This window comes from Citrobacter sp. CK206, from assembly GCF_030333125.1.
Taxonomy (GTDB): Bacteria; Pseudomonadota; Gammaproteobacteria; order Enterobacterales; family Enterobacteriaceae; genus Citrobacter_B; species Citrobacter_B koseri.
This window is the reverse complement of record NZ_JAOWGM010000023.1, coordinates 536,260-556,867: the sequence shown is the minus strand read 5'-3', so window position 1 is coordinate 556,867 and position 20,608 is coordinate 536,260. Positions and strand designations below refer to the sequence as shown.

The 20,608-nt window shown below is 57.1% G+C and carries 21 protein-coding genes; 11 read left to right on the top strand and 10 right to left on the bottom strand.

The features are described 5' to 3' along the window. Positions 1–224: 224 nt before the first annotated feature. Positions 225–1,325 (bottom strand): lytic murein transglycosylase B, encoded by a 1,101-nt coding sequence (gene mltB / locus OGX81_RS09295; RefSeq protein ID WP_104868275.1) that lies wholly within the window; start codon positions 1,323–1,325, stop codon positions 225–227. Positions 1,326–1,580: 255 nt separating this feature from the next. Here mltB and srlA point away from each other — a divergent pair, with 255 nt between their 5' ends. The 7 genes from srlA (at position 1,581) to gutQ (ending at position 6,550) form a co-directional block, all read left to right on the top strand. Next, complete coding sequence (srlA, locus tag OGX81_RS09290) at positions 1,581–2,144, top strand: PTS glucitol/sorbitol transporter subunit IIC (RefSeq protein ID WP_012134812.1); 564 nt, start codon at positions 1,581–1,583, stop codon at positions 2,142–2,144. Beyond that, the gene (gene srlE, locus OGX81_RS09285) at positions 2,141–3,112 is read left to right on the top strand and encodes a PTS glucitol/sorbitol transporter subunit IIB (RefSeq protein ID WP_104868274.1); all 972 of its coding nucleotides are present in this window, start codon (positions 2,141–2,143) and stop codon (positions 3,110–3,112) included. Before srlA ends, srlE begins: the two co-directional genes overlap by 4 nt. Before the next feature lie 11 nt (positions 3,113–3,123). Then, entirely contained in the window at positions 3,124–3,486 is a 363-nt protein-coding gene (gene srlB, locus OGX81_RS09280; RefSeq protein ID WP_104868273.1) for a PTS glucitol/sorbitol transporter subunit IIA, read from the top strand. A gap of 18 nt (positions 3,487–3,504) precedes the next feature. Further along, positions 3,505–4,284 (top strand): sorbitol-6-phosphate dehydrogenase, encoded by a 780-nt coding sequence (gene srlD, locus OGX81_RS09275; protein ID WP_012134815.1) that lies wholly within the window; start codon positions 3,505–3,507, stop codon positions 4,282–4,284. Positions 4,285–4,385: 101 nt separating this feature from the next. Next, positions 4,386–4,745 (top strand): transcriptional regulator GutM, encoded by a 360-nt coding sequence (gutM, locus tag OGX81_RS09270; protein ID WP_012134816.1) that lies wholly within the window; start codon positions 4,386–4,388, stop codon positions 4,743–4,745. A gap of 73 nt (positions 4,746–4,818) precedes the next feature. Beyond that, positions 4,819–5,592 carry a glucitol operon DNA-binding transcriptional repressor SrlR gene (srlR, locus tag OGX81_RS09265; RefSeq protein ID WP_012134817.1) on the top strand — a complete coding sequence of 258 codons (774 nt, stop codon included), beginning with the start codon at positions 4,819–4,821 and terminating at the stop codon, positions 5,590–5,592. Next, positions 5,585–6,550: an arabinose-5-phosphate isomerase GutQ gene (gene gutQ, locus OGX81_RS09260; protein ID WP_012134818.1), complete on the top strand. Its 966-nt coding sequence runs from the start codon at positions 5,585–5,587 to the stop codon at positions 6,548–6,550. Before srlR ends, gutQ begins: the two co-directional genes overlap by 8 nt. Here gutQ and norR read toward each other — a convergent pair. Beyond that, entirely contained in the window at positions 6,547–8,067 is a 1,521-nt protein-coding gene (gene norR, locus OGX81_RS09255) for a nitric oxide reductase transcriptional regulator NorR (RefSeq protein ID WP_012134819.1), read from the bottom strand. The two genes, gutQ and norR, sit on opposite strands and share 4 nt — an antisense overlap. Positions 8,068–8,253: 186 nt before the next feature. Here norR and norV point away from each other — a divergent pair, with 186 nt between their 5' ends. Both norV and norW read left to right on the top strand, forming a co-directional pair. Further along, on the top strand, positions 8,254–9,702 hold the full coding sequence (gene norV, locus OGX81_RS09250) for an anaerobic nitric oxide reductase flavorubredoxin (RefSeq protein WP_012134820.1): 1,449 nt from the start codon (positions 8,254–8,256) through the stop codon (positions 9,700–9,702). Further along, complete coding sequence (gene norW / locus OGX81_RS09245) at positions 9,699–10,832, top strand: NADH:flavorubredoxin reductase NorW (protein ID WP_104868272.1); 1,134 nt, start codon at positions 9,699–9,701, stop codon at positions 10,830–10,832. Before norV ends, norW begins: the two co-directional genes overlap by 4 nt. 2 nt (positions 10,833–10,834) lie before the next feature. Here norW and OGX81_RS09240 read toward each other — a convergent pair whose 3' ends face one another. The 4 genes from OGX81_RS09240 to OGX81_RS09225 all read right to left on the bottom strand — a co-directional run bounded on the left by OGX81_RS09240 (position 10,835) and on the right by OGX81_RS09225 (position 15,187). Beyond that, positions 10,835–11,059 (bottom strand): hypothetical protein, encoded by a 225-nt coding sequence (locus OGX81_RS09240; protein WP_123907432.1) that lies wholly within the window; start codon positions 11,057–11,059, stop codon positions 10,835–10,837. Positions 11,060–11,089: 30 nt separating this feature from the next. Further along, entirely contained in the window at positions 11,090–13,330 is a 2,241-nt protein-coding gene (gene hypF / locus OGX81_RS09235; protein WP_104869111.1) for a carbamoyltransferase HypF, read from the bottom strand. Between the two features lie 143 nt (positions 13,331–13,473). After that, positions 13,474–14,019: an electron transport protein HydN gene (gene hydN, locus OGX81_RS09230; protein WP_024130889.1), complete on the bottom strand. Its 546-nt coding sequence runs from the start codon at positions 14,017–14,019 to the stop codon at positions 13,474–13,476. A gap of 154 nt (positions 14,020–14,173) precedes the next feature. Next, positions 14,174–15,187 (bottom strand): LacI family DNA-binding transcriptional regulator, encoded by a 1,014-nt coding sequence (locus tag OGX81_RS09225; protein ID WP_024130890.1) that lies wholly within the window; start codon positions 15,185–15,187, stop codon positions 14,174–14,176. 264 nt (positions 15,188–15,451) lie between these two features. Here OGX81_RS09225 and ascF point away from each other — a divergent pair, with 264 nt between their 5' ends. Then, positions 15,452–16,906: a PTS cellobiose/arbutin/salicin transporter subunit IIBC gene (gene ascF / locus OGX81_RS09220; protein ID WP_047461688.1), complete on the top strand. Its 1,455-nt coding sequence runs from the start codon at positions 15,452–15,454 to the stop codon at positions 16,904–16,906. A gap of 22 nt (positions 16,907–16,928) precedes the next feature. Next, positions 16,929–18,353, top strand: a complete 1,425-nt coding sequence (locus OGX81_RS09215; RefSeq protein WP_060815974.1) for a 6-phospho-beta-glucosidase — start codon at positions 16,929–16,931, stop codon at positions 18,351–18,353. 82 nt (positions 18,354–18,435) lie between these two features. On the opposite strand, the gene hycI is transcribed toward OGX81_RS09215, so the two are convergent. Genes hycI through OGX81_RS09195 form a run of 4 tightly spaced genes read right to left on the bottom strand, consistent with a single transcriptional unit; the run spans position 18,436 to position 20,600 of the window. Continuing rightward, positions 18,436–18,891: a hydrogenase maturation peptidase HycI gene (hycI, locus tag OGX81_RS09210; protein ID WP_047461683.1), complete on the bottom strand. Its 456-nt coding sequence runs from the start codon at positions 18,889–18,891 to the stop codon at positions 18,436–18,438. Continuing rightward, positions 18,884–19,294 (bottom strand): formate hydrogenlyase maturation HycH family protein, encoded by a 411-nt coding sequence (locus OGX81_RS09205; protein WP_047461681.1) that lies wholly within the window; start codon positions 19,292–19,294, stop codon positions 18,884–18,886. The genes hycI and OGX81_RS09205 overlap by 8 nt, the downstream gene beginning before the upstream one ends. After that, the gene (gene hycG, locus OGX81_RS09200; protein WP_047461678.1) at positions 19,291–20,058 is read right to left on the bottom strand and encodes a formate hydrogenlyase subunit HycG; all 768 of its coding nucleotides are present in this window, start codon (positions 20,056–20,058) and stop codon (positions 19,291–19,293) included. The genes OGX81_RS09205 and hycG overlap by 4 nt, the downstream gene beginning before the upstream one ends. Further along, positions 20,058–20,600: a formate hydrogenlyase complex iron-sulfur subunit gene (locus OGX81_RS09195; RefSeq protein ID WP_012134831.1), complete on the bottom strand. Its 543-nt coding sequence runs from the start codon at positions 20,598–20,600 to the stop codon at positions 20,058–20,060. Before OGX81_RS09195 ends, hycG begins: the two co-directional genes overlap by 1 nt. Positions 20,601–20,608 lie beyond the last annotated feature (8 nt).

Below are 20,608 nucleotides of genomic sequence, written 5' to 3'. Positions count from 1 at the left end.
AGAGAGAAGAGTGAAGCAGACATATTCGCACCACAACAAAATGTTATAACATAACAATAATGAAATACGATGCGGATGTAAATTGCCAGGAAAAAAGGGAGTGTGGCGAAATGTTTCAGATGTGAAATAGCGCAACAGCGGCGCTGCACGCTCCCCTTTCTCTCAGGGAAAAGGGAGCGTAATCCAGACCGGGTAAGCGTAGCCCCCCGGAAAACACACCGCGGCTACTGACTAAACGGCGACGCCGCAGGTACACGCGCCAGCGCGACGGCCTGACCAAGCTGCCAGACCGCCATCGCATAGTGAGTGCTGTGGTTATAGCGCGTGATGGCATAGAAGTTCGGCAACCCGTACCAGTACTGATAGCCCGTACCCACATCCAGGCGCAGCAGGCTGGCCTGCTGATGATTGCCCAGCGACTGCTGCGGCGTCAGCCCGGCGGCCGCAAGCTGAGAAATGCTGTACTGGGTTTTAAAGCCGTTCGCCAGCCCTGGCGCCTGACCGTTGGCCGGAACGGCGACCACATCGCCTTTCACCCAACCGTGGGCTTTGAAATAGTTCGCCACGCTGCCGATGGCATCAACCGGGTCCCACAGGTTGATGTGCCCATCGCCGTTAAAGTCCACCGCGTACTGCTTATAGGACGACGGCATAAACTGTCCGTACCCCATCGCACCGGCAAAAGACCCTTTCAGATCCAGCGGGTCGTCCTGCTCATCACGCGCCATCAGCAGGAACGTTTCCAGTTCGCCGGAGAAATACTCCGCCCGACGTGGATAGTTAAACGACAGCGTCGCCAGCGCATCCAGAATTCGCGTTTTACCCATGATGCGGCCCCAGCGGGTTTCCACGCCAATAATGCCGACGATAATCTCCGGCGGGACGCCATAAACCTGCCATGCACGGTTCAACGCATCCTCATATTGATTCCAGAACGCCACGCCGTTTTGCACATTGTCCGGGGTAATAAACTGCTTGCGATAGCGCAACCATGCGCCATTCGGCCCCGCTGGCGGTTGCGTGGTCGGCGCCTGTCTGTCCATCAGTCGCAGAACGTAGTCCAGGCGCTTCGCCTGCGACAGGATCTCCTGCAACTGCTGGCGATTAAAACCGTGCTTGTTCACCATCTTCTCAATGAACTGCTGCGCGTTCGGATTATTGGCGAAATCACCGCCCATCACCATGACATTGTGCTGCGGCTCAAGCAGGAAACCGCCGGACGGCGCTCCCGTTGTCGTTTGAATTTCTGAAGACTGTGGTTTGCTGCTACAGGCAGCAAGCAACGCAAAGAGAGGAAGTAGTGCTACATAACGACGCTTGAACATGAGACATCCATTAAACAGATTCAGCCAGGGGGAAGTATGGTAAAGCATCCCGCTTCGCACAAGGAAGCGCTCTTCACAGAATACGCACTATTCTCCCGTAACATCCCTGTTTTTTTTCTCCGCAACAAACGCAAACTTTCACTTTAAAATATTTATCTTTCATTTTGAGATCAAAATAACACTTTTAAATCTTTCGATCTGATTAAAATAACTCACCAATTGGCAAGATAACAACAAACCCTACAGGAGAGAACAATGATCGAAACCATTACACATGGTGCGGAGTGGTTTATCGGGCTGTTCCAGAAAGGCGGAGAGGTGTTCACCAGTATGGTGACCGGTATCCTTCCGCTTTTGATAAGCCTGCTGGTCATCATGAATGCCTTAATAAACTTCATTGGCCAGCAGCGTATTGAACGTTTTGCCCAGCGCTGCGCCGGGAACCCGTTATCCCGTTACCTGCTGCTGCCGTGCATCGGTACGTTTGTGTTTTGTAACCCGATGACGCTGAGCCTGGGCCGCTTTATGCCAGAAAAATACAAGCCCAGTTACTACGCGGCGGCCTCCTACAGCTGCCACTCGATGAATGGACTGTTCCCACACATCAACCCCGGCGAGCTGTTTGTTTACCTGGGCATCGCCAGCGGCCTGACGACACTCGGCCTCCCGCTTGGCCCGCTCGCCGTCAGCTATCTGCTGGTCGGTCTGGTCACCAACTTCTTCCGTGGCTGGGTGACTGACCTCACCACATCCATCTTTGAGAAAAAAATGGGCATTCAACTTGAGCAGAAAGTCCACCTGGCTGGAGCAACATCATGACGCGTATTCGTATTGAGAAAGGCACCGGCGGCTGGGGCGGCCCGCTTGAACTGGATGCAACCCCCGGAAAGAAAATCGTCTACATCACCGCCGGGACGCGTCCGGGGATTGTCGACAAACTGGCGAAACTGACAGGCTGGCAGGCGGTGGATGGCTTTAAAGAGGGCGAACCGCCTGAGGAAGAGATCGGCGCGGCGATCATCGACTGCGGCGGCACGCTGCGCTGCGGGATTTATCCGAAGCGGCGCATTCCAACCATCAACATCCACTCTACCGGGAAGTCGGGGCCGCTGGCGCAGTACATCGTGGAAGATATTTACGTCTCCGGGGTGAAAGAAGAGAACATCACGCTGAGCGGCGAGGCGCCTGCAAACGCGCAGCCTGTCGCCTCGCCTGCGGGCCGCGATTACGACGCCAGCAAAAAAATCACCGAACAGAGCGATGGCCTCTTGGCGAAAGTCGGTATGGGGATGGGCTCAGCGGTAGCGGTGCTGTTCCAGTCCGGGCGCGACACCATCGATACGGTGCTGAAAACCATTCTGCCGTTTATGGCCTTCGTCTCGGCGCTGATCGGCATCATTATGGCCTCCGGTCTCGGCGACTGGATCGCTCACGGCCTGGCGCCGCTTGCCAGCCATCCGCTGGGGCTGGTCACGCTGGCGCTCATCTGTTCATTCCCGCTGCTGTCGCCCTTCCTCGGCCCTGGCGCGGTGATCGCCCAGGTTATCGGGGTGCTGATTGGCGTGCAGATTGGTCTGGGTAATATCCCTCCCCATCTGGCGCTGCCCGCGCTGTTCGCGATTAACGCTCAGGCCGCGTGCGACTTTATTCCGGTCGGTTTATCGCTGGCGGAGGCCCGTCAGGACACCGTTCGCGTCGGCGTGCCTTCCGTGCTGGTGAGCCGCTTCCTGACCGGCGCGCCTACCGTTCTCATCGCCTGGTTTGTTTCCGGCTTTATTTATCAATAAGAGGTTCAGAGATGACCGTGATTTACCAGACCACCATCACCCGTATCGGCGAGAGCGCGCCGGACGCGCTCTGCGACAGGATGCTGATTACCTTTCGTGAAGGCGCGCCTGCGGATATCGAAGCGTTTTGCTTTATCCACTGCCACGGCGAGCTGAACGGCACGCTGCAACCCGGCGCACAGTTTGAGCTGGGTGAGCATCGCTATCCGGTGACTGCTGTGGGCAGCGTGGCCGAGCAGAATCTGCGTGAACTGGGGCATATCACCCTGCGCTTCGACGGGCTGAACGAGGCGGAATTTCCCGGCACCGTACACGTTGCGGGGCCAGTACCGGACGACATCGCGCCGGGCTGTATTTTGAAGTTTGTGGCTTAAAGGTTTAAGGAGAGAAAAATGAATCAGGTTGCCGTTGTCATTGGTGGAGGCCAGACCCTGGGGGCCTTCCTCTGCCGTGGGCTTGCAGAGGTTGGTTATCGCGTCGCCGTTGTCGATATTCAGAGTGATAAAGCCGCAAATGTGGCGCAGGAGATTAACGCCGCGTTTGGCGAAGGCATGGCGTACGGTTTTGGCGCCGATGCCACCAGCGAGCAGAGCGTTCTGGCGCTCTCTCGCGGAGTCGATGAAATTTTTGGTCGGGTTGATCTGCTGGTCTACAGCGCGGGCATCGCCAAAGCGGCGTTTATCAGCGATTTTCAACTCGGCGATTTCGACCGCTCGCTACAGGTGAATCTGGTGGGGTATTTCCTCTGCGCTCGCGAATTCTCCCGCCTGATGATCCGCGACGGCATTCAGGGACGCATTATCCAGATCAACTCCAAGTCCGGGAAAGTGGGCAGTAAACACAACTCCGGCTATAGCGCGGCGAAGTTCGGCGGCGTGGGCTTAACCCAGTCGCTGGCGCTGGATCTGGCAGAATACGGCATTACCGTGCATTCGCTGATGCTTGGCAACCTGCTGAAATCACCAATGTTCCAGTCGCTGCTGCCGCAATACGCCGCCAAGCTTGGCATCAAGCCGGACGAAGTGGAGCAGTATTACATCGACAAAGTTCCGTTAAAACGCGGCTGCGATTATCAGGACGTACTGGACATGCTGCTGTTTTACGCCAGCGCGAAGGCGTCGTACTGCACCGGACAGTCCATCAATGTGACCGGCGGTCAGGTGATGTTTTAAGAGGTATGATTGCCCGGTGGCGCTGCGCTTACCGGGCCTACGAATATTATGTAGGCCAGATAAGGCGCAGCCGCCATCCGGCAAAATCAAAGGAGCGCATTATGGTTTCCGCACTGATCACCGTCGCCGTTATCGCCTGGTGTGCGCAACTGGCGCTGGGCGGCTGGCAAATCTCCCGCTTTAACCGGGCGTTTGACAAACTTTGCCAACGAGGACGAGTGGGCGTCGGGCGCTCCGGCGGACGCTTTAAACCGCGAGTGGTGGTCGCCATCGCTCTGGATGACCAGCAGCGCGTTACGGATACCTTATTCATGAAAGGTCTCACCGTCTTTGCCCGACCGGTTAAAATTCCCGCAATACAGGGCAAACATCTTGATGAATTACAGCCTGATGTGATCTTTCCCCATGATTCGCTCTCACAGAATGCACTATCATTAGCGCTTAAACTGAAACATGGGTAATTTCGTTGTGAATGCTAATTGCTTGCGAAATTATCATTTCACAACTTATACATCAGTCAGGGTAATTACGCCTATGAAACCACGTCAGCGTCAGGCTGCTATTCTGGAGCATCTGCAAAAGCAGGGAAAATGCTCGGTTGAGGAGTTGGCCCAGTACTTTGACACCACGGGCACCACCATTCGCAAAGACCTGGTCATTCTGGAAAATGCCGGAACCGTTATTCGCACGTATGGCGGCGTGGTGTTGAATAAAGATGAATCCGACCCGCCTATCGATCACAAAACGCTGATCAACACCCATAAAAAGGCGTTGATCGCACAAGCGGCCGTCCAGTTTATCCACGATGGCGACTCCATCATCCTTGATGCCGGAAGCACCGTGTTGCAGATGGTGCCGATGCTTACCCGCTTTAGCAATATCACCGTCATGACCAACAGCCTGCACATTGTTAACGCCCTTTCGGAGCTGGACAACGAGCAGACCATCCTGATGCCCGGCGGCACATTTCGCAAAAAATCTGCGTCATTTCACGGTCAGCTGGCAGAAAACGCCTTTGAGCAGTTCAGTTTTGATAAACTGTTCATGGGCACCGACGGCATCGATCTCAATGCCGGAGTGACCACCTTTAATGAGGTCTATACCGTCAGCAAAGCGATGTGCAATGCCGCGCGCGAAGTGATTCTGATGGCGGACTCCTCAAAATTTGGGCGTAAAAGCCCCAACGTTGTGTGCAGTCTGGAAAGCGTCGACAAACTGGTTACCGACGCGGGTATCGACCCCGCGTTTCGTCAGGCGCTGGAAGCAAAAGGGATTGAAGTGATCATAACCGGAGAAACCAATGAGTGATGCATTACTGAACGCGGGTCGCCAGACATTACTGCTGGAGTTACAGGAAGCAAGCCGTCTGCCGGAACGCCTGGGCGATGATTTTGTCCGTGCCGCCAATACTATCCTCCACTGCGAAGGCAAAGTGATTGTCTCCGGTATTGGCAAGTCAGGCCATATCGGCAAAAAAATCGCCGCGACTCTCGCCAGTACAGGAACGCCCGCGTTCTTTGTCCACCCGGCAGAAGCGTTACATGGCGATCTCGGCATGATCGAAAGCCGGGACGTGATGCTGTTCATCTCCTATTCCGGCGGAGCGAAAGAGCTGGATCTCATTATTCCGCGCCTGGAAGATAAATCGATAACCCTGCTGGCGATGACCGGAAAGCCAACCTCCCCGCTGGGTCTGGCGGCAAAGGCTGTGCTGGATATCTCCGTTGAGCGTGAAGCCTGCCCGATGCACCTGGCGCCGACCTCCAGCACCGTCAACACCCTGATGATGGGCGACGCGCTGGCTATGGCGGTGATGCAGGCGCGCGGTTTCAATGAAGAGGATTTCGCCCGTTCACACCCTGCCGGGGCGCTGGGCGCGCGTCTGCTCAACAAAGTCCATCACCTGATGCGCCGTGACGATGCGGTGCCGCAGGTTCAGCTCACCACCAGCGTGATGGACGCCATGCTGGAGCTGAGCCGTACCGGATTAGGTCTGGTTGCGGTATGCGACGCGCAGCGCGTTGTGAAAGGCGTCTTTACCGACGGCGACCTGCGCCGCTGGCTGGTTGGCGGCGGCACGCTGGCTACGCCGGTCAGCGAAGCGATGACCCACAACGGCATTACGTTGCAGGAGCAGAGCCGCGCCATCGATGCCAAAGAACTTCTGATGAAGCGCAAGATCACCGCCGCGCCGGTGGTGGATGAAAACGGTAAACTCACCGGCGCAATCAACCTGCAAGACTTCTACCAGGCAGGCATCATCTAACTTTTCAGCCCCAGACGCTTCGCCAGCCGATGCAGGTTGGCGACGTCTGTCTCCAGCGCTCGCGCGCAGGCGGCCCAGTTGTGGTTATTTTGCGCCAGCGCACGGCGAATCATCTCCCGCTGGAAAGCCTCGGTCGCGTCGCGCAGATTGTGATTTGCCGGTAGCGTCGGCGTACTGTCGTCAGGCAGAGCGGGAGAAACCTCCTCCTGTAAGGCAAAATGCTGCGCTTCCAGCACCACCTCATCCCCCGCCCGGGTCGCTCTTGCCAGAACCACCGCACGGTGGATCGCATGTTCCAGTTCGCGAACGTTTCCCGGCCAGCCATAGCTCAGCAGATGGCTACGCGCCCCCGGACTCAGCACCACGCGGGAAAGCCCCAGCCGCAGGCGGCACTGTTCGCAAAAATACCCGGCCAGCAAGACCACATCCTCACCACGCTCACGCAGCGGCGGCACGGAGAGCGGGAACACGCTCAAACGGTGGAACAGGTCGGCGCGAAAACGCCCGGCCAGCACCTCTTCGCGTAAGTCGCGGTTAGTCGCCGCCAGCACGCGCACGTCAACGCGCAGGCTGCGATCGTCCCCGACGCGTTGAATATCGCCATACTGCAAAACGCGCAGCAGTTTCGCCTGCAACGCCAGCGACAGCTCGCCGATCTCATCAAGAAACAGCGTGCCGTTATCGGCCATTTCGAACTTACCGCTACGGTTGCTGATTGCCCCGGTAAACGCCCCTTTGACGTGGCCGAAAAGCTCGCTCTCCGCCACGCTTTCCGGCAGCGCGGCGCAGTTCAGATACACCAGCGGGTTCACCGCCCGTGGCGAGCCTTCGTGAATCGCTTTCGCCACCAGCTCTTTCCCGGTTCCCGTTTCGCCGCTGATCAGCACGTTGAGATCCGACCCCGCGACAATCTCAATCTCTTTTTTCAACTGCATCATATTTGGCGACAGGCCGATCATCTGCGTTTCTTTCACCTGTTCGAAAGAAGCGGAAGATCCCGGCAACATATTCTGGCTTTCTAATTGCTCAATAAGCAGCGCATTGCTCAGCGCCCCCGCCGCCAGCGCTGCGATGAGCCGCAGCTCTTCATCGCTGAAAACATCAAACTGATCGGGTTCCATGCCGTCAAGCGTGAGTGCGCCAATCAGGGTTTGCCCGGCGAACAGCGGCAGCCCGATACAGGCGTGTACCTTCAGGCTCTCCTGATCCGGGATCAGCCCGTCATACGGGTCCGGCAGGTCGCTGTCGGCCGGAAAACGCACCACATCCCCGGCACGGGCAATGGCTTCCAGTCGCGGATGCCCTTCCAGAGTAAAGCGCCTGCCCAGTACATCCTGCGCCAGACCGTCGATCGCCAGCGGAATAAACTGCCGCCCCTCATAGCGCAGCAGCGCCGACGCATCGCACTCCAGCACCTGACGCAGCGTGGTGATCAGGCGCTGAAAGCGGTCCTGATGCCCGATACCACTTTGTAATTCAATGGCGATGCCCGCCAGGACATCAACTGAAAAGCTCATGGCTACCTCATTGTCATTTTGACAATCAATAGTGTCATATTGACAATTAATTGAATAGTCTTTTTGACTACCATTTTATGAGTATAAAATTTTTAATTACTTAAAATCAATCAGTTAAAAAGTTGGCACGCATCCTGCTATTAGCAATACATCTTTCTTAAAAAAACTGTATTTACTGAGGTTGCTATGTCTATTCTGGTTAAAAATAACATTCATTGGGTTGGCCAACGTGACTGGGAAGTTCGTGATTTTCACGGGACCGAATATAAAACACTGCGCGGCAGCAGCTACAACAGCTATCTCATCCGTGAAGAAAAAAATGTTCTGATCGATACCGTAGACCATAAATTCAGCCGCGAATTCGTGCAAAACCTGCGTAGCGAAATCGACCTGGCCGACATTGATTACATCATTATTAACCATGCGGAAGAAGACCACGCGGGCGCGCTGACCGAACTGATGGCGCAAATCCCGGATACGCCGATCTACTGCACCGCAAACGCCATTGACTCCATTACCGGTCACCACCATCACCCGGAATGGAACTTTAACGTCGTAAAAACAGGCGACACGCTGGATATCGGCAACGGCAAGCAGCTGATTTTTGTTGAAACCCCGATGCTGCACTGGCCGGACAGCATGATGACCTACATGACGGGCGACGCGGTACTGTTCAGTAACGACGCCTTCGGTCAGCACTACTGTGACGAACGTCTGTTCAACGATGAAGTCGATCAGACCGAGCTGTTCGAGCAGTGCCAGCGTTACTACGCCAACATCCTGACGCCGTTCAGCCGTCTGGTCACGCCAAAAATCACCGAAATCCTCGGCTTCAACCTGCCGGTAGATATGATTGCCACCTCCCACGGTGTGGTATGGCGCGACAACCCAACCCAGATCGTTGAACTGTATCTGAAATGGGCGGCGGATTATCAGGAAGATCGCATCACCATTTTCTACGACACCATGTCCAACAACACCCGCATGATGGCCGACGCGATTGCGCAAGGCATCAACGAAGTTGACCCGAACGTGGCGGTGAAAATCTTTAACGTCGCACGCAGCGATAAAAACGAAATTCTGACCAACGTGTTCCGTTCCAAAGGCGTGCTGGTCGGTACTTCTACGATGAACAACGTGATGATGCCGAAAATCGCCGGTCTCGTTGAAGAGATGACTGGCCTGCGCTTTCGTAACAAACGCGCCAGCGCTTTCGGTTCCCACGGCTGGAGCGGCGGCGCGGTAGACCGTCTGTCCACCCGTCTGCAAGATGCCGGCTTCGAGATGTCACTGAGTCTGAAAGCGAAATGGCGTCCTGATATTGATGCCCTGGAACTTTGCCGCCAGCACGGCCGCGATATTGCCCGTCAGTGGGCGCTCGCTCCGCTGCCGGAAACAAATGTGAAAGCGACAACCCAGGAAGAAGAGTGCGCCTGTGCCGCCGCCGCTGCGGCTGACCTCGGCCCAAGCATGCAGTGCAGCGTGTGCCAGTGGATTTACGACCCTGCAAAAGGTGAACCGTTGCAGGATGTCGCGCCGGGTACGCCGTGGAGCGACGTACCGGATAACTTCCTGTGCCCGGAATGTTCATTAGGTAAAGACGTCTTTGATGTGTTGGCAACGGAGGCAAAATGAGCCGGGGAATTGTCATTATTGGTTCGGGCTTCGCCGCCCGCCAGTTAGTCAAAAACATCCGTAAACAGGACGCGACCATAGCGCTGACCCTGATTGCCGCTGACAGTATGGACGAGTACAACAAACCCGACCTCAGTCACGTCATCAGCCAGGCGCAGCGCGCCGACGACCTCACCCGCCAGTCGGCGGGGGAGTTTGCCGAACAGTTTAATCTGCGTCTGTTCCCACACACCTGGATTACGGACATTGATGCCGACGCCCATGTGGTAAAAAGCCAGGACAAGCAATGGCAGTTCGACAAACTGGTACTGGCGACAGGGGCATCAGCCTTTGTTCCGCCGGTTGCCGGGCGTGAGTTAATGCTCACACTGAACAGCCAGCAGGAGTATCGCGCCTGTGAAACGCAACTGCGTGACGCGCAGCGCGTACTGATTGTCGGCGGCGGTCTGATTGGTAGCGAGCTGGCAATGGATTTCTGCCGTGCGGGTAAAGCCGTCACGCTGATTGACAATGCCGCCAGCATTCTGGCCTCGCTGATGCCGCCGGAAGTGAGCAGCCGCTTGCAGCATCGTCTGACCGATATGGGCGTACATCTGCTGCTGAAATCACAGTTGCAGGGTCTGGAGAAAACCGCTACCGGTATTCGCGCCACGCTGGATCGCGATCGTCAGGTAGAGGTGGATGCGGTCATCGCCGCGACCGGCCTGCGCCCGGAAACCGCGCTGGCGCGCCGTGCCGGGTTGACCATCAACCGTGGCGTCTGCGTTGACAGCTATCTGCAAACCAGCCACCCGGATATTTATGCGCTGGGAGACTGCGCGGAAATTAACGGTCAGGTTCTGCCTTTCCTGCAACCGATTCAGTTAAGCGCCATGTATCTGGCGAAAAATCTGCTCGGCGGGAACGCGCCGCTGAAGCTGCCCGCCATGCTGGTGAAAATCAAAACGCCGGAATTGCCGTTACATCTTGCAGGCGAAACCCAGCGTTGCGACCTGAACTGGCACATTGCGGCGGAGTCCGAAGGGATGGTCGCCCGAGGCATGAATACCGAAGGTCAGCTTTGCGCCTTTGTGGTGAGCGAAGACCGCATGAAGGAGGCCTTTGCGCTGCTGAAAACGCTGCCCGCGTAAGTTCATTGTGCCGGATGGCGGCTGACCTGCAAATCATGACGCCGTAGGCCTGATAAGCGCAGCGCCATCAGGCAATGTTCGAACATCTTTGCCGGATGGCGGCGTAAACGCCTGATCCGGCCTACGGGAAGCGCCTGTTTGTACGTCGCCATCCGGCGATACTGCCACTGATTTATTAACCTCACGCACACGGAAGTGCGCTGCTGCTTGTCGGTATGCCCCGACACGTTTCGCCCCGCCAGTCCCGGGGCTTTTTTTTATTTTTGCGCCAGCTCGCGCGCTGCGGCGATCGCTCCCTGCCCTAACGACACTCCCCCATCCCCGGCCGGTAAACGCTGTGGGAACAGTAAGGTAAAATCAGCAAGACAGAACGCCAGACGCCTGCACAGCAAGCGGTTATGCAGCACACCGCCGCCGAATACCAGCGTGGTGATCCCGCGTGCGGTCGCTTCCTGACGCAGCAGCGTGGCGAACCCATGCGCCAGCGCGTCGTGAAAGGCCCACGCCCGCTCCTCGGGAGCGGCCTGCCAGTTCAGCCACTGCCGCCAGAACGTGGCTAAATCCAGCTGGTTGTTTTTAACCGGCATCGTCACCGGATGTTCAACGCGATTGCATCGCGAAGCCAGCGCCTCCAGCGCACAGGCCGCTTCTCCTTCATAACTGAGTGTGTCAGGCGCGCAGCCTGATGCGGCGGCGACGGCATCGAACAGGCGTCCGCACGACGACGCCAGCGGGGCGTTGATTCCGCGCTCAATGGCCCGCGCCAGCACGTTCCACTGCTGTTGTTGCAACGCAGCCGTTTCTGGATAGTCCCGCCAGTCAGGAACAAAGCGCAGACACTGCGCCAGCAGGTTGCGCCAGGGCTGCTTCGCGGCGAGATCGCCGCCCGCCAGCGCGACGGCGGGCAGGCCGCCAAGATGCTCGCATTCACGGTAATTAACGCGTAAACACTCTCCGCCCCACAGCGCGCCGCCCTCTCCCATACCGATGCCGTCGAGCGTCAGGGCAATCACATCGCCGCCGTTCAACGGCCAGCCGTGCTCGACCATGCATGCCGCCGCATGCGCATGGTGGTGCAATACCGTTTCGGTCGGAAGCGTCATCTCGCTGGCCCACTGGCTGGAGACGTAGCCCGGATGCGCGTCGCAGACAACGCGTTGCGGCGTAAAATCGTAAATGTTCTGAATCAAACGCAGCGCGTCACGCCACTGCGTTTGAATGCCGTCATCGCTGAGATCCCCCAGATGCTGGCTTACCACCGCCTGCTCGCCGCGCACCAGACAGAAGGTATTTTTCAGATCGGCGCCCAGACAAAGCATCGGCGGCACATCGCGAAATCCCGGCGGCAGCGCGATCGCATCCGGCACATAGCCCCGCGAACGGCGTAGCATTTCGCCGCTGTCACGCACGACCGAGTCATCCATTCGCTGCACGATATCGCGGTTGTGCAACAGAAAACCGTCAGCGATCGCCTTCAGGTCGTCCAGCGCCTGTTGGTTAGTGATGGCCGGCGGTTTACCGCTAAGGTTGCCGGAGGTCATCACCAGCGGACAATTCAGCGCCTGTAAAAGCAGATGCTGGAGCGGATTCGCGGGCAGCATTACCCCCACTTCCGCCAGCCCCGGCGCGATCCCCTCGCACAGCGACGCGACATGCTGTTTATCCACCAGCACGATGGGGGCGGCCGGCGTAGTCAGCAGTCGGCGCGCCGCATCCGGCAAGCCTTCCGTATCCGGCAACATTACCGCCAGCGGTTTCGCAGGACGGTGTTTACGCGCCCGCAGCATCGCCACCGCCTCATCGTTTTGCGCATCGCAGGCCAGATGAAAGCCGCCAATACCTTTGATGGCGACAATGCCCCCCGCTTTTAACATCGCGACGGCAGCCTGTAGCGCAGCGTCTTTTTCCGCCCGTGCGCTGCCAGAACGCCACGCCAGATGCGGGCCGCAGGCCGGGCAGGCAACAGGCTGGGCGTGGAAACGGCGGTCGTACGGATCGCGGTATTCCGTCGCACACTTCCTGCACAACGGAAACGATGCCATCACGGTAAACGGACGGTCGTAAGGCATCGCACGAATGATCGTAAAACGCGGGCCGCAGTGGGTGCAGTTGATAAAAGGGTAACGATAGCGCCGCTCGCCGGGCGTATTCATTTCGGCGAGACAGGCCGGGCATGTGGCCGCATCGGGCACAATTTGCGTATTCATCGTTCCGCCCGCACTCTGGCGGATGGAGAAATCGGCAGGCAGTTGAGACCAGGCAAACGACTCGCTCTCGACGCTGTCAATACGGGCCAGCGGCGGGCAATGTTGATGTAACTGCACAATAAACTCCGCCGGATCTTCCTGTAAGCGCACAACCACACCGTCACCGTCGTTACACACGTCGCCATGCAGTTGTAACCGCTGCGCCAGTTGCCAGACGTAGGGGCGAAATCCGACGCCCTGTACCTTGCCACGAATACGCAGCTGTACGCCGGAGTGGTTGTTTATTGTCATGAAGTCGTTCCCGCAGTCATCTATCCCGGTTTGCCTGATGGCGCTACGCTTATCAGGCCTACGGGGATACGAACAGTAGGCCGGATAAGGCAAGGCCGCCATCCGGCATGAATACCACCGTATTTTACGCGGTTTTTCAGAAATCAGAAAAGCAAAGACGCGGAGGAGTCCAGCGCCGCACGGCGACGTTTTTCCGCGCTCAGTTGTTCAAGTTTGTTACGATCGACGCAAATCAGCGCGTGGGTCGGACAGGCTTCCATACAGGCAGGGCCGGCCTCGCGGTGGTGGCAAAGGTCGCATTTGTTGGCCTCCGCTTTTTCCGCCCGGACGTTCAGGCCCGCGCCGCTGTTGCGAATCACCGGACGCACAACCACTTCCATCGCGCCGTATGGGCAAGCGACCACGCAGGTTTTACAGCCAATGCAACGCTCCTGCATCACATGTACAAAACCTTTATCACGGCTGATGGCGCCGTTCGGGCAGACGTTGGCGCACGGCGCGTCTTCACACTGGCGGCACAGCGTCGCCGTGGAGACATTCACACCTTTGATCACATGGATGCGGGGTAAGAAAGTTTCAGGGGTCAGCGACGCGCAGTCCTGGTTTTCCTGATGAGACACCACACAGGCCACTTCACAGGTACGGCAACCAATGCATTTATTGGCGTCGGCAATGATGAAACGGTTCATCAAATTCTCCAGCAATGACAGATTATGTGCCGAAACATTCATAAATCGTGCCAGTTTTTAACTGATTGTTATTGCTTGATATTTGATGATGATGTTGTGACCAGGCACTGTCATCGTCACGAATGACGATGACAAATGACAATGTAAAGCGGGATCAGCGGGCAGGCAGCGGCGCTGCCGAATCGCGCAGGATCAGCGCACCGGTAAAGGTTTTTGGCGGCGTAAATTCACCGCCGTCCAGCATGAAGATAAGACGTCCAATCGTCTCCTGAATCATCTCCGTGACCGGAATTTTAACGCTGGAAAGCGCCGGGATGGTATAGGGCGCCATCGCGATGTCGTCGAATCCGATGACCGAGGTCTGCGCAGGCACGCTCATGCCACGCTCGTGTAACTGTTTGATGGCGCCAATCGCCATATCATCATTACTGGCTACCAGCGCGGTAAAACTCACCTTGCGCGCCAGAAGCGTATCCACCCCTTCAGCACCGCTGGCGGGCGTCCACTTTCCGTTGACAATCAATTCGTTATTGATAGCGATGCCGTGTCGCGTCAATGCGTCTTTATACCCTGAGAGACGCTCCACGCCGGTAGGGGAATCCATCGAACCGGTGATAAACGCAATCTCGCGATGCCCCCCGGCGATCAACTGTTCCACCGCGTTAAAACTGGTCTGCTTCTGGTCGCAATAAACGCAGTGGCTGCTGTTTCTTCGCAGCCGACGGTTAAGCACCATAATGGGCTGGGCGTGTGAGTCGATAATGTCGTCAATCTCATCCACGCTGAGAAAACGGGGATAAATCATAATGGCGTCGCAGCGCAGATCGAGCAGATACTGAATCGCCTGACGCTCTTCTTCCGCGCTGTGTTTGCCGTCCGCGAGCAGAAGCTGACGCCCCTTATCCTCTGCCATCCGCGCCGTATGAAACAGCAGCTCGCTAAAATAAACGCCGTGGTAAAGGGTGTTCGTCACCACCAGACCGAGGGTCTGCGTTTTCTTCGCCGCCAGACTGCGCGCTAACAAATTGGGTCGATAGCCGCTCTCTTCAATGGCCTGAAACACGCGGTCTTTGGTCTCCTGGCTGACGTAGCCGTTACCTGAAAGCACCCGGGAAACCGTCGCTTTCGACACCCCGGCGCGCTTCGCCACCTCCAGCATCGTCGTCATATTACTCATCCATTAGCACTCAATGACACGCAGTGTACTTCACCGTACCGTTGTTGTCCTTGATGGTAAATCACCGCCCAAAACAACAAGTGATCATTCTCACAATTATAAAAAATGATCAAGTTGTGATCTTGTGTCATTCAGTGAAACTATTCATGATTTTGTGGAACCGGTTTCCTATTTTGCGTTTCATTGCCCACGTTTTTTTAGCGAAAAGGCGTAAGACGATAAAACTACCCTATTGATAAAACAGGATAAAATCCGATGTCTAAGAATTATGCGGCACTGGCGCGCTCCGTGGTGACGGCGCTGGGCGGTGTGGATAACATCACCGCCGTGACACACTGCATGACGCGTCTGCGTTTCGTTCTCAAAGATGACGCGCAGGTCGACAGCGCGACGTTGAAAACCCTCAGCGGCGTTCTCGGCGTGGTTCGCAGCGACAACCAGTGTCAGGTAATTATCGGCAACACCGTTTCACAGGCGTATCGCGAAGTCGTTAGTCTGCTGCCGACCGATATGCAGCCCGCAGCGCCCGTCGGCAAACCTAAACTCACCTTTAAACGCATCGGCGCGGGAATACTTGACGCGCTGATCGGCACCATGTCCCCGCTGATCCCGGCGATTATCGGCGGATCGATGCTGAAACTGCTGGCCATGATCCTCGAAATGACGGGGCTGCTGGAAAAAGGCGCCTCCACGCTGACCATCCTGACGGTGATTGGCGACGGCGCGTTCTTCTTCCTGCCGCTGATGGTGGCGGCGTCAGCGGCAATCAAGTTCAAAACGAACATGTCGCTGGCGATTGCCATCGCAGGCGTGCTGGTTCACCCGAGTTTTATCGACCTGATGGCGAAAGCCGCCGAAGGTGAACACGTTGAATTTGCCCTGATCCCGGTGACGGCGGTGAAATACACCTACACGGTGATCCCGGCGCTGGTGATGACATGGTGTCTTTCATACATCGAACGCTGGGTGGATCGCATTACCCCGGCCGTCACGAAAAACTTCCTGAAACCAATGCTGATCGTCCTGATCGCCGCCCCGCTCGCCATTGTTTTAATCGGCCCAATCGGGATCTGGATCGGTAGCGCCATCTCCGCGCTGGTTTACACCATTCATGGCTATCTGGGCTGGCTTTCCGTCGCCATCATGGGCGCGCTGTGGCCGCTGCTGGTCATGACCGGGATGCACCGCGTCTTTACCCCAACCATCATCCAGACCATTGCTGAAACCGGCAAAGAAGGCATGGTCATGCCGTCTGAAATTGGCGCTAACCTGTCGCTGGGCGGTTCCTCTCTGGCCGTCGCATGGAAAACCAAAAACCCGGAACTGCGCCAGACGGCGCTTGCCGCCGCCGCTTCAGCAATTATGGCGGGGATCTCCGAACCGGCGCTGTACGGCGTGGCGGTACGTCTGAAGCGTCCGCTGATTGCGAGCCTGATCAGCGGCTTTATCTGCGGCGCGGTGGCAGGTATGGCGGGGCTTGCCAGCCACTCGATGGCGGCGCCTGGCCTGTTCACCAGCGTCCAGTTCTTCGACCCGGCGAACCCGATGACCATCGCCTGGGTGTTTGGCGTGATGGCGCTGGCCGTGGTGCTCTCTTTTGTTCTGACGCTGCTCCTCGGCTTTGAAGATATCCCCGTGGAAGACGCAGCCGCACAGGCAAGAAAAAACCAGACCGCGCAACCGACTACTGCAAAAGAAGCCAGCATCTGACTGGCGCATATTGAGGATGACTATGTCTGTATTTCCGCAAGGATTTTTATGGGGCGGCGCACTGGCCGCCAACCAGTCTGAAGGGGCATACCGGGAAGGCGGCAAAGGGCTGAGCACCGTCGATATGATCCCGCACGGCGAACACCGTATGCCGGTCAAACTGGGGCTGGAGAAACGCTTTCAACTGCGGGATGACGAATTTTATCCAGGCCATGACGCGATTGATTTTTACCATCGCTATAAAGACGATATCGCCCTGATGGCGGAGATGGGCTTCACGGTGTTTCGCACCTCGATCGCCTGGAGCCGTCTCTACCCTGACGGCGATGAGCTGACGCCGAACGAAGAAGGCATCGCGTTTTATCGCGCGGTGTTTGAAGAGTGTAAAAAGTACGGTATTGAGCCGCTGGTCACGCTGTGCCACTTCGATGTGCCGATGCACCTGGTGACGGAGTACGGCTCCTGGCGCAATCGCAAAATGGTGGAATTCTTTACCCGCTATGCGCGAACCTGCTTTGAAGCCTTTGACGGTCTGGTGAAATACTGGCTGACGTTCAACGAAATCAACATCATGCTGCACAGCCCATTCTCCGGCGCGGGCCTGGTGTTTGAGGAAGGTGAAAATCAGGATCAGGTGAAGTATCAGGCCGCGCATCACGAACTGATTGCCAGCGCGCTGGCGACCCAAATCGCCCATGAGGTCAACCCGCAAAACCAGGTCGGCTGTATGCTGGCGGGGGGCAATTTTTATCCGTACTCCTGTAAACCGCAGGACGTCTGGACCGCGCTGGAGAAAGACCGCGAAAACCTGTTCTTTATCGATGTGCAGGCGCGCGGCGCTTACCCGGCCTATTCCGCCCGCGTTTTTCGCGAGAAAGGCGTGGTGATTGAAAAAGCCCCGGAAGACGACGCTATCCTGAAGAACACCGTCGATTTCGTCTCGTTTAGCTACTACGCGTCACGCTGCGCCTCAGCGGAGATGAACGCCAATAACACCAACGCCGCCAACGTGGTGAAATCGCTGCGCAATCCGCACCTTGACGTCAGCGAATGGGGCTGGGGGATTGACCCGCTTGGTCTGCGCATCACCATGAATATGATGTATGACCGCTACCAGAAGCCGCTGTTTCTGGTGGAAAACGGCCTCGGCGCGAAAGATGAGCCGGACGCGAAAGGTGAGATCCATGATGATTACCGCATCCGCTATCTGCGTGAGCATATTCGGGCGATGGCCGACGCCATTGAAGACGGCGTGCCGCTGATGGGTTACACCACCTGGGGCTGCATCGATCTGGTGTCCGCCTCGACAGGCGAAATGAGCAAACGCTACGGGTTTGTGTATGTCGACCGTGACGACGCTGGCAACGGCACGCTGGCGCGTACCCGCAAAAAATCATTCTGGTGGTACAAGAAAGTGATTGCGAGTAACGGGGAAGATCTGGCGTAGCCCGTTTTGCCGGGTGGCGGCTTCGCCTTACCGGGCCTACAAAACCGTAGGCCCGGTAAGCGTAGCGCCACCGGGCACCCGCTCAGAGCGGAGAAAATCCCCCGTCGCCAACCCACTCTGCAAGCCTTGAATAAACCACTTCCACCGCCTCTTTCACCGGCGGCGTCATCGGATAATAAAAGCCAACGATATCCGGCTGGATGCCGAGGAAAATCACGTCGCCAACGTCCTCTTTCAGCTGATCCACCAGGTAATTCAACGGCATATTGTGGGTGGTCATCATAAACATTTCGGCGATGTCATCCGGGTCGATGATGCGGATCTCGCCCGGATTCAGCCCCATGTCGGTCGCATCGACAATCAGCAGACGATCCGGGCGCAGTTCGCGGATCGCGACAATATCGTTCTCCGGCGCGCTGCCGCCGTCAATAACAACCCAGTTGCCTTTAGGCTGCGCGGCGCACATTTCGGCCAGCAGCGGACCGGCGCCGTCATCGCCCATCATACTGTTGCCGACGCACAATAAAACGTCAGTCACGGTGTCTCCTCACCATCAGATAGATGGCGCTTTCCTGATGAATATCGTGGAGCATACTCAGCATCAGCTTGCTCCACGCCTGCTGTTGTGGGTTTTGCGCAGCGAGCGCGCCGTCGAAAGCGCGCGCCAGCATTTGCACATGGTTAAAATCGATGACGATCTCGCCGTACTTCGGCACGCCTTCCATTTTACGTCTGGCCTCGCTTCCCTCTTCCAGAGTCGCAATCCACGCCAGATAATCCTCCCACGGGCAGGTTAACGCCGCTTCCAGGCAGTCGATGACCCCAAGGTGGTGGCCAATCGCCAGGCTGTAATAGACAACCTGCTGCGCCTCGGCGGGCGTCGCATCGTTCTCATCAATAAACTTACGGCTCAGTTGACTGAACACCACCGTTTCACTCATCGGATACGCGCCTCTTCAACCACATGATTCAGGTGAGTGACGATCTCGGTCAGACGCGGATCGTTTTCCACTTCCAGCCAGCGCGCCACCTGATGTTCACCCTGCCCCAGTTGGGTCAGGTAATCATCGGCGATCTGACGGCCATAGCGATAACCCGCCAGACGACGCGCCGCGCGATCCACCTTCACGCGCAGCGGCTGCACCATGTCGGGATGCAGAATCTCTGCCGCCTGCTCGTCCAGTTCACCCGGCGCGCGGGCGTGAATTTTCTGCTCCAGCAAACCCAGCGCCATCGCAAAACCGTACAACGTTGCCGCAGGCGTCGGCGGGCAGCCCGGAATGTAGACATCCACCGGTACGATTTTGTCGGTGCCGCCCCAGACGCAGTACAGGTCGTGGAAGATACCGCCGCTGTTGCCGCAGGCGCCGTAAGAGATACAGATTTTTGGGTCCGGCGCGGACTGCCAGGCGCGAAGCGCCGGAGAACGCATCGCGCGCGTCACCGCCCCGGTGAACAGCAGAATATCCGCATGACGCGGCGACGGGACGACCTTGATGCCAAAACGTTCAGCGTCAAACAGCGGAGAAAGGGTGGCAAAAATTTCAATTTCGCAGCCGTTGCAGCCACCGCAGTCCACGCGGTAGACATACGCCGAACGCTTAATGTTTTTCAGCAAAGACGCCTTCATGCTGGCGATGGATTCATCCACCGTCATCGGCAGCGGAATGCCGTTGGCGTCGCGTGGGCCTAATAAATTGCTCATCAGCTGGCCTCTTTCATATGGCGAGTCAGTTCAATACGGTCGGACGGCACCAGGCATTTCTGACGTTTGCAGTCCGGGCAGGTCTCAAAGCTTTCACGGTGATGTTCCGCGCGGCTGTCGCCATTGTGTTTCAGTAGCGCGATGGCGTAATCAATCTCTTTCTGCACCGCGAAAGGACGGTTGCACACGCGGCAATTGCACAGCGTAAAGCGGGACTGTTGCAGAAAGTCCGCTTTCTTCCACACCGCCAGCTCATATTCCTGCGAGAGTTTAATCGCCGCTGTCGGGCACACTTCTTCACAGCGGGCGCAAAAGATGCAACGCCCGAGGTTGAACTGCCAGGCCAGCTCACCGGTAACAAGGCAGGTTTCAACCGTCAGCGCATTCGACGGGCAGGCATTGACGCAGGCTGCGCAGCCAATGCACTGCTGCGGGTTATGCTCCGGTTTGCCACGGAAGTTTTTATCGACCGCAATCGGCTCCAGCGGATACGACGACGTCGGCGCGCCGGTTTTGATAACTTTTTTGATAAAGGTAAACATGGCGATTC